Here is a 12,003-nt window from a genome sequence, read left to right as displayed (position 1 = left end):
CCGACGCCCAGCGCGACGGCGACGACCAGGACGTACGAGCCGAAGACATTGCCCAGGGCGGTGGCCACCACAGGCCTGGGGGCTTGCTCGCCCCACGCGGCGGAGCCAACGAATTGACACAGCCGGGAAGGGGCGCGGTGGGGGAAAGCCCGCGCAGCGGCCCCACCCCCACCACCTAGTGGCGGAAGAAGATCCGGTCCCCGTACTCACTCATCACACGCCCATTCCACTCGTGCCCCCCATCCACATTCCCCGACCTCAGCAGCGGCGGCTCGATCCCCCGCTCCACCAGTCTCTCCGCCGCCGCCACCACCATCGCCTGCATCAGCGCGCTCGTCACGACCGTCGATGCCGGCGCGAACGGCGCCTCGATCCCCTCGTGCGTCAGCTCCGCGTCCCCCACCGCGATCTTCGAGTCGAGCACTATGTCGCAGTGGTCTTTGAGGAACGTGCCGGACACATGCCGGGACGTCGTCTCCCGCGCGTACGCCGCCGATGTCACGCCGATGACCTTGAGCCCGAGCGCTCGCGCGTTCATCGCCATCTCCACCGGCAGCGCGTTCCGCCCGGACAGCGAGACGATCACGAGTACGTCGCCGGACCTGGCCGGGCTGGCGTCGAGCACCGCCCCCGCGAGCCCGTCCACCCGTTCCAGCGCGGAGCCGAGCGTCGCCGGCATGACGTCGACGCCGACGGTGCCGGGCACGGCGAGCAGGTTCATCAGGGCGAGGCCGCCGGCCCGGTAGACGACGTCCTGCGCGGCGAGCGACGAGTGTCCTGCGCCGTAGGCGAAGAGCCGCCCGCCCGCAGCGACGGTGTCGGCGATCGCGACCCCGGCGGCCTCGATGGTCGCCGCCTCCTCGTCCCGTACGCGCTCCAGCAGACCGATCGCGGCGTCGAAGAACTGACCGGCCAGCTTGCTCTCGCTCATCGCTGAGCCCTTCCGGAGGACGGGTAGATGCGTACGCAGGCAACGCAGGGGGAACGACCACATGGCACGCGGCGGGAACACCAGTGTCGCGGATCACGTTGCGGTCTGGACCATTGCCCTGTCAATACGGGCTCTCCGACAGGCTTCCCTGGCACGGCACGCTTGTCAGTGGGATGCGTCAGAATTGAGTCGGGGCCGTAGCGCACGATTTCATCGAGGGGCACGTATGTCCGGACTGATCGACACGACGGAGATGTATCTCCGCACCATCCTCGAGCTGGAAGAGGAAGGTGTGGTGCCCATGCGCGCCCGTATCGCCGAGCGACTCGACCAGAGCGGTCCGACGGTCAGCCAGACCGTGGCCCGTATGGAACGGGACGGCTTGGTGATGGTCGCCGGCGACCGCCACCTGGAGCTGACCGACGAGGGCCGGCGGCTGGCGACGCGCGTGATGCGCAAGCACCGCCTTGCCGAGTGTCTGCTCGTAGACGTGATCGGCCTGGAGTGGGAGCAGGTCCACGCGGAGGCGTGTCGCTGGGAGCATGTGATGAGCGAGGCGGTGGAGCGGCGCGTGCTGGAGCTGCTGCGCCACCCCACGGAGTCGCCGTACGGCAACCCGATCCCGGGCCTGGAGGAGCTGGGCGAGAAGGCGGAGGCCGATCCGTTCCTGGACGACGGCATGGTGTCGCTGGCGGACCTGGACCCGGGCGCGGACGGCAAGACCGTGGTCGTACGGCGTATCGGCGAGCCGATCCAGACGGACGCCCAGCTGATGTACACGCTGCGGCGGGCGGGCGTGCAGCCCGGCTCGGTGGTGAGCGTGACGGAGTCCGCGGGCGGGGTGCTGGTGGGCAGCAGCGGCGAGGCGGCGGAGCTGGAGGCGGATGTCGCCTCGCACGTCTTCGTGGCCAAGCAGTAGCCGGAATAGCTGGGTAACCGTCACCTCGCTTTCCGCCAGCCAGCAACCGATTTCTGTCCGGAATGGCAGCGCCCGGGCGAATCGCGTGCCACTCTGTGGCTGAGGCATGACCCGACGGCCGGGGAGGGATCAGGGTGATGCGCCCGTCGTATGCTCCGCCCGCACAAAACCGCGCCCAGCACATTCGGTACGCCCAGCAGGCCCCGCACGCCCAGCGCATGCCATGCGGCCCGTACGCACAGGAGGGCCCCGGCGCCTATCGGCGCCGGGGCCTGTCCTCCCCTGTGCTGACCCGGAGCCCCGAGCTCTCAGGGTCAATCCCCTCGGACCGTCTTCCCCGAGCGGCCCGCCTCCCGCTGAAAATCTCCCCTCGGCCACGGGCATCAATCCTTGAAGGCGGTCACTCGAACGAGGGGTGTTGCGCGGCAGAAGGGTTTTCTCGAATAGAGGTTCGATAGTCTGGCGGTACTCGCCAGAGCTCGACAGGGGCTCGGCGCGGTCTCGATCACCGGGGGAGAGAAGGGGGTGCCAGGCCACATGGTGCGGCGCATCGACGTAACCGGAGCCGACGGCGTACGCCTGGCTGCCTGGGAGTTCGCGGATCCACCCAAGGGGCCGGGCGAGGCCGTGCACACCCCTGCGCCTGGGGTCTTATTGCTCCACGGACTGATGGGCCGTGCCTCCCACTGGGCGTCCACGGCCCGCTGGCTGGCGGAGCGTCACCGCGCGGTCGCCCTTGACCAGCGCGGTCACGGCCGCAGCGACAAGCCGGCCGAGGGCCCGTTCACCCGCGAGGCGTATGTATCCGACGCCGAGGCCGCGATCGAACGGCTGAGCCTCGCCCCGGTGACCCTGATCGGCCACTCGATGGGCGCGCTCACCGCCTGGCAACTGGCAGCCAAACGCCCGGACCTGGTCCAGGCCCTGATTATCTGCGACATGCGTGCCTCGGCGCTGGGCGCGGCCTCGCAGCGCGAGTGGGACGACTGGTTCCGCTCCTGGCCCGTCCCCTTTGCGACGCTGGCGGACGTACGGAAGTGGTTCGGCGAGGACGATCCGTGGGTCGAGCGCCCCAGTCCGACCCGCGGCGAATTCTTCGCAGAAGTAATGGCGGAACGGGCGGACGGCTGGCGCCCGGTGTTCTCCCGCCGCCAGATGCTGACCTCCCGTGAGACATGGGTATACGACCCCCACTGGGAGGAGCTGGCCCAGGTCCAGTGCCCGACCCTGGTGGTGCGCGGCCTGGACGGGGAGTTGGGCCGCGCGGAGGCCCAGGAGATGGTCAGGGTCCTGCCGCGGGGCGAGTACGCGGAGGTGGCGGACGCGGGCCACCTGGTGCATTACGACCAGCCGGAGGGGTGGCGGACGGCGATCGAGCCATTCTTGGACGGGGTGCTGACGCCTTGAGGTGTGGCGCCAAATGCGGCCCGGCTATTTCGTACTGACAGCTTCGGATCGCGAGTTCCAGAACGATGGCGGGGAAGAACGGGTTGAGGATGAGCCGTTCCTTCGCCAGTTCTTCGAGGAGGCGCGCTGGGTTATCGAATGGAAGCAATGATCAAGGGTTAACCCTCTAAGTTTCGTACTGGCCGTCCCAAGGCGCCGAGAAGCTAAGACCGTCCGGGTAGGGCTCCGCCCAGTCGTCTTCGGCCGCGAACTCGGCGTGGCATGCGGGGATGAGGCCGAAGACCACGCCGTCAACGGTCAGACGGGACGGGCGGATCTCGATGTCCGTGGGCGTGCGCTCCTGCAATGCCCCAAGCAGCTCGGCCAACCGCGCCCGAGACGGTCAGCCGACCGTGGCAGGAATCCCCGCCCTTTAGGACGGGCAGCGGAAGTCAACGGCCTCGTGGAACGTCGCGCGCCGCGCCGCGCAGGGTTAGAACGTCGCGCAGGGTTAGAAGGCGAAGACCGCGCCGTCGGCCAGGCTGCCTTCCATCTCGCACGCGTTCCCGAACGTGGCCGACCACGCGACCCGCTTGCCCTGCCACACGCCCTGGGCGGTGACCACGACCGGGGCCCACTGGCGCGTGCACCTCTTCGTCGACGGGGTCTCGGTCAGCGCGCCGAACTCGCCCTCGATGTACAGCAGTTCCATACACGCGGCCGCAGGCATGGGGTGGGTGCCGTCGGGGCGCCGGGCGCAGTTCAGGGTTACGGCGCGCTCGACGGTGGCGGTTACCGCGTCCTCGCCCTTGCCGATGGTGAGTACGAGGGCGGAGGGGGCGTACAGGCTCTTCGCCTGGGCGGGCTGGGCAGTTTGCGTGGGCTCGGCCTGTGCGACGCCCGCGGCGGCCGTGCCGGTCAGCAGGAGGGCGGCTGTCGTGGCGGTCGCGGCGACTGTGTTGAGGATGTAACGCATGTGTGCAACTCCTTCGCTCGGGGGGCGATTGCGGTCGGGAGTCTTGCGCATGCGGACAGTGAGTGCACATCCATCGCCACTTTCCGGCCGCGTACGTTGCAGTGAGGGTTACCGAATGGTCGTTCGGGCAGCTCGGGGTGGGTGCGGGAGCGTGTCCAGTATGTGGACGATCATTGATGGTGTAGCGCAAAACTACCGTCTGAGCTGCGTAAATGTTTGGACGGTACTTTGTTCGGGCGGGCTGCTTCGACTGGAAAGCATCGCTCGGTGAGGGGTGCGGGCGTCGCGGCGCGGTCCGTCTGTGGGGCGGAACGTATACGCGTGCTAATCAGCGGGTGTCGCTCCGATGGCCGCAATGAGGGTGCGGAGTTGTGTGGGCGAGTCAGCCGATCGGCTTACGGGTCTCCTCACGGACCTTCAGCGTCGCCTCCGCCACCGCCTTGAGGTCGACCTCCTCCGGGGACTGCTTGGCGATCTGGACGTTGGTCAGGCCGACCGCCGCGTTGGTGTTGTCGTCGGCCCAGGCGCACATCGGGAGCGTGGACGTTCCGCCGCCGGTCTGTTCCGTCGTCAGTACCTGGCAGGTGATGGTCACTTCCGAGCCGGCCGGAGTGAAGTCCTTGGCGGGTACGGCGATGGTGGACCCGTCCGACTCCCCGGCGCCCTCCAGGATGCTCGTGCGGGCCTCGTCCGGGTCCTTGATGCGGCCGTACATGCCCGAGATGACCAGGACGCCGGACTCCGACGTCGAGAGGTACTGCGCCACGGCGGCCTTGGCGTCGCGGATGTTGGCATCGCTCGTGCCGGCCAGCCCGTCCTGGCGCTTGTCGGACTGGTCCTCGCCCAGCTTGTACTCTCCGTCCAGCAGCGTCTCGGGGAGCGTCAGTTGGTACTCCGCCTGCGGGAAGCTCCCGCTGCTTCCGCCGCTGCCACCACCGACGACGTTGTTCCCGAACCAGGCGAAGGCGAATACACCCGCGATGCACGCCAGCGTGATGAGCGCGATCTTCGGGCCTTGGTTCTTCTTCGGCGGCTGGGGCGGCGGCGCGCCCCAGCCGTACGCCGGGCCACCCGTCCCCGGGTACGGCTGCTGGTACTGGGGCTGCGGCGCGTAACCCTGCTGCGGGTACTGCGGATACTGCGGCTGCGTATACGGGTTCGGGGGTGGCGGCGTCGACATGGCCGTGACGCTACTTCACGCGTGCTCAGCTCCCCACCAGCAGGCCCCTCACCCCTGGCCCTCACCCCTGACCCCTCACCCCTTACTGACCGCCGTCAGAATCTCCGGCAGCCTCCTCGCCGTCTGCGGCGCCGCCACCCGTACACCCGCCCACCCGATCAGCATGCCGTACGCCGTGCCCAGCGGCAGCAGCAGCCACAGCGCCGAATGGGAGTTGGAGGCATGCAGCCAGATCGTCAGGGCGATCACCGGGGCGCACAGCACCGCCGCCGAGACCATGCCGCCGAAGATCGAGATCCAGGCGAGCCCGCCCTGGCCCGGCGCGACGTTCTTGTACGCGCTGTCCTGCGGGATCGAGTACGGGAAACGGGCCGACGCCACCGCCCCCGTCGCCAGCATCGCGCCCAGCAGCGCGAAGGATAGGCCGAGCACCTCCGGCAGGGCCTTCCAGTCGCCGAGCACGGCCGCGGTGAGGGACGAGACCAGGACCGTGTACGGGAGGGTGATCACCAGCAACGCCAGGGCGCGGGCGCGCAGTTCCGTGTACGCGTCCTTCGTGGACGAGATCGTCAGCGCCACCATCCAGAACGCGGACGTGTCCTGGCCGAACTGGTTGTACATCTGGATACCGAGCATCCCCGCCGCGAAGCAGGCGAAGTAGATCGAGCCCGTGCCCTGCAGCGCGTTGAAGAGCGGCACGATCAGACCGATCGCCAGCGCCGTCACCCACGCCGCCTTCGTCTTCGGGTCGCGCCACACATAGCGCAGGCTCCGCTGCATCACCGTTCCGGTGCGTCCCTCGGGCAGCAGCTGGTGGAAGCCGGACGATATAGCCGTAGCCTCCTTGCGGCCCGGCTCCGAAGCCGCGGCCAGGGTCGAGCCGTCCGGGGTCGTCATCAGCTTCGTCAGGCTGCGCTGCCAGGACCACAACAGAGCGAACAGAGCCACGGCAGAGAGCGCCAACTGCCCCACCGCGACCGCGTACGAGCCCTCGCTCGCCGAATCCACCGCGCCGATCGCGGCCGCCGGCGGCAGCCACCGTACGATCCCCGCCACCGGGTCCAGCGCCGAGAGACCGCCCGCGTTCCCGATCCTCTGTGCGCCGAAGTTGACGACCTGGATGCCCACCGCGATCACCAGACCGCTGAGTACCGCCAGGTCGCGGCCCTTGCGCGAGGTCAGCAGGCGGATGTTGGCCGCCGCGACCGCTCGGGCCAGCGCCACGCACACCAGCAGTGTGAGCAGGGTGGCGAGGACGGAGACCAGAACCCCGGCCGCCCCGTGCGCGAGGGCGATCGCCGAGCCCACCACCAGGCACAGCGTGAACAGCGGGCCGATGCCGACGAGCGATGCGGCGAGCAGGGCCCGTACAAGAGGCTGGGGACGCAGCGGCAGCATCACCAGACGGGTCGGGTCCAGCGTCTCGTCACCGCTGGGGAAGAACAGCGGCATCACCGCCCAGCCGAGTGCCAGCAGCGCCGTCAACAGCACCACCACCGACGCCGCGTGATCGTTTCCGCGCAGCGCGATCAGGCCGATGAGCTGGAGCGCCGCGAAGAGCAGGGTGACGACGATGGACGAGATGTACGCGGCCCTGCGGCCGGACGACTGCCGCAGTCCGTTGCGCAGCAGCGACAGCTTCAGCCTTACGAAAATGAGGGCCAGGGAAGCGGTGTTCACCGTGAGCCACCGCCGCCGAGCCAGTCCAGCGACTGACCGGAGTCCCGGCTGTTCGCCCCCACCAGCTCCAGGAACGCGCTCTGCAGCGACGGCGCATCGCCCCGTACCTCCGCCAGCGGGCCGTGCGCGCGGATGCGGCCCGCGGCCATCACCGCCACCCAGTCGCACAGCGACTCCACCAGTTCCATCACATGGCTGGAGAAGACGACCGTGGCTCCCGACGCGGTGTACCGCTCGAGGACGCCGCGGATCGTCTGCGCCGACACCGGGTCGACGCCCTCGAACGGCTCGTCCAGGAACAGCACTTCGGGGTTGTGGAGCAGAGCGGTCGCGAGTCCGATCTTCTTCCGCATGCCCGTCGAGTAGTCGACGACCAATTTGTGCTGCGCGCCCGCCAGGTCCAGTACGTCCAGAAGCTGCGTGGTGCGCTCGTCGACCTCGGCGCCCGGCAGGCCCCGCAGCCGCCCGTTGTATACGAGCAGCTCGCGGCCCGAGAGGCGCTCGAAGAGGCGCAGCCCCTCCGGCAGCACGCCTATCCGGGACTTCACCTCGACCGGATCGCGCCACACATCGCGGCCCGACACCTCCACCCGCCCCTGATCCGGGCGGAGCAGGCCCGTCACCATCGAAAGGGTCGTCGTCTTGCCCGCGCCGTTCGGTCCGACCAGACCGATGAACTTGCCGGCGGGGAGCGTCAGATCGATGCCGGCGACCGCGATCTGCTCGCCGAACCGCTTCCACAGCCCCTCAACGCGAACGGCGGGCGGCGCTGTGTGCGCTCCGCCCGCCTCTGTGGCTCCAATTGCCTGGTCCGGCATGGTGCCCTGCCTTTCGGTGTCCCCATGTCTGTACAGGTCCACCTTATGTACGGCACGCCCTATCGACGGCGTGCTCGTTCGGCTGCCGCCTCCCGCCCGCATGCGTACGCCAGCGGGCTGATCAACTCGTCCGAGTCCGGCAGCCACCGGTTGGCGGAGGTGGGGCGGCGCGCCCACTGCACCGCGCCATGGCCGCCGATGCGGGTCGGCGGGGCCGCTACATAGTGGCCCTGGCCGCGCGCGATCAGATCGATGGCGCTCGGCGCCCAGCCCAGGGTGCGGATCAGATCGGGGACCTTGAGGGCGGCTCCGGGCAGTACGAAGAACAACATCCGGCGGTTGGGGGTGCAGGTCACCGGACCGAGAGGGAGGCCCATCCGCTCCAATCGCGCGAGGGCCAGGAAGCCCGCGGACTCGGGGACGTCGATGGCGTCGAAGGTGCGGCCGGTCGGCAGCAGGATCGACGCCTTCGGCTGCTTCGACCACAGCCGGCGGGCCGCGGTCGCGCTCCCGGTCGCCTGGTTGCCCCAGTCCGGCCTTGCCGGGTGGGCGCCGGGCGAGGCGCAGGCGACGTCGCCGCACGAGCAGTGTTCTCTGCCGTCCACCGCCTCGAGCCAGGTGCCGGGGAACACGTCCCAGTGCCTCTCTTCCGCGTACCGCACGGCATGTTCCAGCTGCTGCTCACCTCGCTGCTGGGGGATCTGCGCGGCTTCCATGACTCCGATGGTCTCTTCCACGACACACTCAACTACCGCCGTCACCTTGGGTTACGGGCGTGCCGTGGGCGGGGCGCGAAGCATCGGTCCTGCACGCAGGGCGCACGGGTGCACGGGTGGGGGCGCGCATGAGGCCGGACCGCGGCGGGTGGGTAGCCACTCGCAGGGGGTCACGCCGATTCCCGGGAAAAACCGACGAACTCGCTCCAAGTCTGCATTCTCCGTATATCAGCCGGGCAGTGATCACTTCATGGATCACCGCGGCCTCAGGGGGTAGTCATGGCAGCCAGGCCTCTCGTCGCCCGACAACCGAACGAACGGTTGCAGGCGCTCATTCAGGAAGCCGGGTGTTCCAACGCCGGCCTCGCCCGCCGAGTCAACATGGTCGGCGCTGAGCGCGGGTTGGACCTGCGCTACGACAAGACATCGGTTGCGCGCTGGCTGCGCGGGCAGCAGCCGCGCGGCCGGGCGCCGGGAATCATCGCGGAGGCGCTCGGCCGCAAACTCGGCCGTACGGTCACGATCGACGAAATCGGCATGGCGAACGGCAAGAACCTGGCGACGGGCGTCGGCCTGCAGTTCTCGCCGACCGTGGTCGGCGCGATCGAGCAGGTCTGCGAGCTGTGGCGCAGCGACGTCGGCCGCCGCGACTTCCTGTCCGGGTCGGCGGTCGCCGCCTCCGCGCTGGTCGAGCCGAGCCGCGACTGGCTGATCACCGGTGCGGACACGCAGGTGGCGCGTACGGCGGGGGCGCGGGTCGGGGCCTCGGACGTCGAAGCGGTACGGGCGATGACGACAGCCCTGACCGAGCTGGACCACCGCTTCGGCAGCGGGCACGTCCGTCCGGTCCTCGTGCACTACCTGAACAGCGTGGTCTCCGGTCTCCTTTCGGGGTCGTACCGCGAATCGGTCGGCCGCGAACTGTTCGCGGCGGTCGCCCGGTTGACGGAGCTCGCCGGCTACATGGCCGTCGACACCGGTCAGCCCGGGCTCGCCCAGCGCTACTACATCCAGGCGCTGCGCCTCGCCCAGGCGGCGGGGGACCGTGGGTACGGCGGGTATGTGCTGGCGGCCTCCATGAGCCACCTCGCGGCGCAGCTGGGGAACCCCCGGGAGATCGCCCAGCTGGCGCGGGCCGCGCAGGAAGGCGCGCGGGGGCAGGTCACCCCGCGGGCCGAGGCGATGTTCTTGGCGGCCGAGGCGCGCGGGCACGCCCTGCTCGGCGACGCCCGCACCTGCCACGAGGTGGCCGGCAAGGCGCTCGCCGCGCTGGAGCGGGCCGATCCGTCGGCGGGCGACGACCCGGTGTGGATCGCCCACTTCGACCACGCCTATCTCGCGGACGAGCTGGCGCACTGCTACCGCGACCTGGGCCAGGCGGAGGCGGCCGCGCACCACGCGTCCCAGGCGCTGGACGGTCACCCGGATTCGAGGGCCAGGCGCCGGGCGATCGGCCTCGTTCTGCTGGCCACGGCCCAGGTCCAGCAGCGTGAGGTGGAACAGGCCTGTCACACGGGCACGCGCGCGGTGGAACTGCTGGGGAGGCTGCGCTCGAGCCGGGGCGCGGAGTATCTGGAAGACCTCCAGCAACGGCTCGAGCCGTACAGGGACGAGTCGGCGGTGCGGGAGTTCGGGGCGCGGCTGGAGCTCCAGGCGGCCTAAGGGGTGTCTTTCGGGACGCTTCTGGAGCGCATCGGCGGCCGACCCTTAACAGCGTCTTAAGGAGGCTTCTTGTTACTGCTTCCACACGTGTGTGCGGAGCCGCTGAGGTACCCGGTAGCGTGAGCCGACGGCCGTAGGTCCACACGTAGGAGTCCCGGTGACGCAAAGCGGACAGGGTGACGAGCGGCAGCTGCCTGCTGCGCGGCCCGCGCATGAAGGCGTCGTGCTTCCCGCCGACGGAAGTGAGCCCTGGATTCCAGGCGTCTCCGACGCCCAGGTGGCTCCGGCGGGCGGACAGCCGTGGGGCGAGCCGTGGGGACCGCAGCAGCAGCCCGGGCAGCCCGGGCCGCCGGCGGACGGTGGGCCGGTCGCGCAGCACGGCTGGGGCGATGCCCCGCATGCGGGGACGGGGTACGGCGGGCAGCCGCTGCCGCCGCAGGCTGGGTACGACGCGCTCCCGCCCGCGCAGGCCGGGTACGGCGCTCCGCTGCCCGCTCAGACCGGGTACGACTCGCTCCCGCCCGCTCAGGCCGGGTACGGGGCTCTGCCGCCCGCTCAGACCGGGTATGACGTGCTGCCGCCGGAGCAGGCGGGGTACGACGCGCACCCGCAGGGGCAGGCCCCCCAGGCCTCCTACGGCGCGCAACCGCTGCCGCAGGCTCTGCCCCCGCAGGCCGTCCCCATGGGGGACTCCGACGCCACGCAGTACATCCCTCCTGTCGCGCCCGGGGCGCTGCCGCCCGAGACTCCCGCCGAGTCGACGCAGTTCCTCGGGGCCGGGCGCGCGCAGGCGCCCGTCCCGGGGCCCGACGCCGAGGCCACGCAGTACATCGCGCCCGTGCCCCCCGCGCCCTCCGCCGCGCCCTTTGGGATCCGGCCGGGAGCTCCCGGTGACCGGCAGCCGCCCGCGGAGTTCGACAGCCTCTTCCGTACGGACGCGCCCGCCGCCCAACCCCCGGACGCCACACAGCAGTTGCCCCCGTTCGGGGCTCCGCGCGCGGCCGCTCAGCCGCCCCGTCAGCAGCAGTACCAGCAACCGCAGTACCCGCAGCCGCAGGCGCCGTACGAGCCGCAGGGTCCCGAGCGCGAGCCCCGGCGGCGTAAGTCCGCGCATGTGCCCGTCATCGCCGCTGTCGTCGTCGGCTGTGCCGTCCTCGGGCTCGGCGTGAGCGCCGTCATGTTCGGCGGCTCCGGGGACGGGAAGACCGACCCCGGCGCCGGCAAGAACGTCGCCGCCGCCTCTGACGCCCCCAGTAACAACCCCAAGGCCGCTGACGACCCCGCCAAGCCGCAGGCCGAGGCGCTCGACAAGCTCCTCGCCGACAGCAACAACAGCCGCGCCGCGGTCATCCGCTCGGTGGAGAACATCAAGCAGTGCAAGAACCTGGACCAGGCGGCCAGTGATCTGAGCGGGGCCGCGGAGCAGCGCCGCGGTCTGGTGACGCGCCTTGGGGGGCTCGCCGTGGACAAGCTGCCCAGCCACGCCCAGCTGACCGCGTCGCTCACCAAGGCCTGGCAGGCGTCCGCATCGGCAGACGACCACTACGCGGCCTGGGCCAAGCAGGTCAAGGGCAAGAACGGCTGCAAGGACGGCAAGGCGCGCAATACGGGACAGACCGCCCTGGCCACCCGTGCCAGCGGAGACGCGACCAAAGCCAAGCAGGAAGCCTCCGGGCTGTGGAACGCCATCGCTGGAAAGTACGGCCTCACCCAGCGGCGCAGTGACCAGCTGTAG

Annotated in this window: 12 protein-coding genes; 5 read left to right on the top strand and 7 right to left on the bottom strand. The window is 70.3% G+C overall.

Going from position 1 to position 12,003, the window contains the following annotated elements; all coding sequences use genetic code 11:
* Positions 1 to 175: 175 nt before the first annotated feature.
* Positions 176 to 931 carry an SIS domain-containing protein gene (locus tag ACWDO5_RS09845; protein WP_450529808.1) on the bottom strand — a complete coding sequence of 252 codons (756 nt, stop codon included), beginning with the start codon at positions 929 to 931 and terminating at the stop codon, positions 176 to 178.
* A 226-nt stretch (positions 932 to 1,157) separates the two neighbouring features.
* Here ACWDO5_RS09845 and ACWDO5_RS09840 point away from each other — a divergent pair, with 226 nt between their 5' ends.
* The 3 genes from ACWDO5_RS09840 to ACWDO5_RS09830 all read left to right on the top strand — a co-directional run bounded on the left by ACWDO5_RS09840 (position 1,158) and on the right by ACWDO5_RS09830 (position 3,408).
* On the top strand, positions 1,158 to 1,850 hold the full coding sequence (locus tag ACWDO5_RS09840) for a metal-dependent transcriptional regulator (protein WP_450529807.1): 693 nt from the start codon (positions 1,158 to 1,160) through the stop codon (positions 1,848 to 1,850).
* A 537-nt stretch (positions 1,851 to 2,387) separates the two neighbouring features.
* Positions 2,388 to 3,257, top strand: a complete 870-nt coding sequence (locus tag ACWDO5_RS09835; protein WP_450529813.1) for an alpha/beta fold hydrolase — start codon at positions 2,388 to 2,390, stop codon at positions 3,255 to 3,257.
* 13 nt (positions 3,258 to 3,270) lie between these two features.
* Positions 3,271 to 3,408 (top strand): hypothetical protein, encoded by a 138-nt coding sequence (locus ACWDO5_RS09830; protein WP_450529806.1) that lies wholly within the window; start codon positions 3,271 to 3,273, stop codon positions 3,406 to 3,408.
* Between the two features lie 15 nt (positions 3,409 to 3,423).
* Here the strand turns inward: ACWDO5_RS09830 and ACWDO5_RS09825 are convergent, their stop codons facing one another.
* The 6 genes from ACWDO5_RS09825 to ACWDO5_RS09800 all read right to left on the bottom strand — a co-directional run bounded on the left by ACWDO5_RS09825 (position 3,424) and on the right by ACWDO5_RS09800 (position 8,606).
* Positions 3,424 to 3,624, bottom strand: coding sequence for a hypothetical protein (locus ACWDO5_RS09825; RefSeq protein ID WP_450529805.1), 201 nt, complete (start codon positions 3,622 to 3,624; stop codon positions 3,424 to 3,426).
* A gap of 123 nt (positions 3,625 to 3,747) precedes the next feature.
* Entirely contained in the window at positions 3,748 to 4,212 is a 465-nt protein-coding gene (locus ACWDO5_RS09820; RefSeq protein WP_450529804.1) for an SSI family serine proteinase inhibitor, read from the bottom strand.
* Positions 4,213 to 4,594: 382 nt separating this feature from the next.
* Entirely contained in the window at positions 4,595 to 5,392 is a 798-nt protein-coding gene (locus ACWDO5_RS09815) for a hypothetical protein (RefSeq protein WP_450529803.1), read from the bottom strand.
* A 75-nt stretch (positions 5,393 to 5,467) separates the two neighbouring features.
* On the bottom strand, positions 5,468 to 7,072 hold the full coding sequence (locus ACWDO5_RS09810; protein WP_450529802.1) for a transporter: 1,605 nt from the start codon (positions 7,070 to 7,072) through the stop codon (positions 5,468 to 5,470).
* On the bottom strand, positions 7,069 to 7,890 hold the full coding sequence (locus ACWDO5_RS09805) for an ABC transporter ATP-binding protein (protein ID WP_450529801.1): 822 nt from the start codon (positions 7,888 to 7,890) through the stop codon (positions 7,069 to 7,071). Before ACWDO5_RS09805 ends, ACWDO5_RS09810 begins: the two co-directional genes overlap by 4 nt.
* 59 nt (positions 7,891 to 7,949) lie before the next feature.
* Entirely contained in the window at positions 7,950 to 8,606 is a 657-nt protein-coding gene (locus ACWDO5_RS09800) for a bifunctional DNA primase/polymerase (protein ID WP_450529800.1), read from the bottom strand.
* Positions 8,607 to 8,885: 279 nt separating this feature from the next.
* Here ACWDO5_RS09800 and ACWDO5_RS09795 point away from each other — a divergent pair, with 279 nt between their 5' ends.
* Positions 8,886 to 10,268 (top strand): transcriptional regulator, encoded by a 1,383-nt coding sequence (locus tag ACWDO5_RS09795; RefSeq protein ID WP_450529799.1) that lies wholly within the window; start codon positions 8,886 to 8,888, stop codon positions 10,266 to 10,268.
* A 157-nt stretch (positions 10,269 to 10,425) separates the two neighbouring features.
* Positions 10,426 to 12,003, top strand: coding sequence for a hypothetical protein (locus tag ACWDO5_RS09790; RefSeq protein ID WP_450529798.1), 1,578 nt, complete (start codon positions 10,426 to 10,428; stop codon positions 12,001 to 12,003).

The sequence above is a fragment of the Streptomyces sp. NPDC000880 genome, from assembly GCF_053599675.1.
This window is presented reverse-complemented; position numbering and strand designations above follow the sequence as displayed.

Bases quoted from the DNA above. Each gene is read 5' to 3' on its own strand.
- ACWDO5_RS09845 (WP_450529808.1), bottom strand. From the start codon at position 931: ATGAGCGAGAGCAAGCTGGCCGGTCAGTTCTTCGACGCCGCGATCGGT.
- ACWDO5_RS09840 (WP_450529807.1), top strand. From the start codon at position 1,158: ATGTCCGGACTGATCGACACGACGGAGATGTATCTCCGCACCATCCTC.
- ACWDO5_RS09835 (WP_450529813.1), top strand. From the start codon at position 2,388: ATGGTGCGGCGCATCGACGTAACCGGAGCCGACGGCGTACGCCTGGCT.
- ACWDO5_RS09830 (WP_450529806.1), top strand. From the start codon at position 3,271: ATGCGGCCCGGCTATTTCGTACTGACAGCTTCGGATCGCGAGTTCCAG.
- ACWDO5_RS09820 (WP_450529804.1), bottom strand. From the start codon at position 4,212: ATGCGTTACATCCTCAACACAGTCGCCGCGACCGCCACGACAGCCGCC.
- ACWDO5_RS09815 (WP_450529803.1), bottom strand. From the start codon at position 5,392: ATGTCGACGCCGCCACCCCCGAACCCGTATACGCAGCCGCAGTATCCG.
- ACWDO5_RS09805 (WP_450529801.1), bottom strand. From the start codon at position 7,890: ATGCCGGACCAGGCAATTGGAGCCACAGAGGCGGGCGGAGCGCACACA.
- ACWDO5_RS09800 (WP_450529800.1), bottom strand. From the start codon at position 8,606: ATGGAAGCCGCGCAGATCCCCCAGCAGCGAGGTGAGCAGCAGCTGGAA.
- ACWDO5_RS09795 (WP_450529799.1), top strand. From the start codon at position 8,886: ATGGCAGCCAGGCCTCTCGTCGCCCGACAACCGAACGAACGGTTGCAG.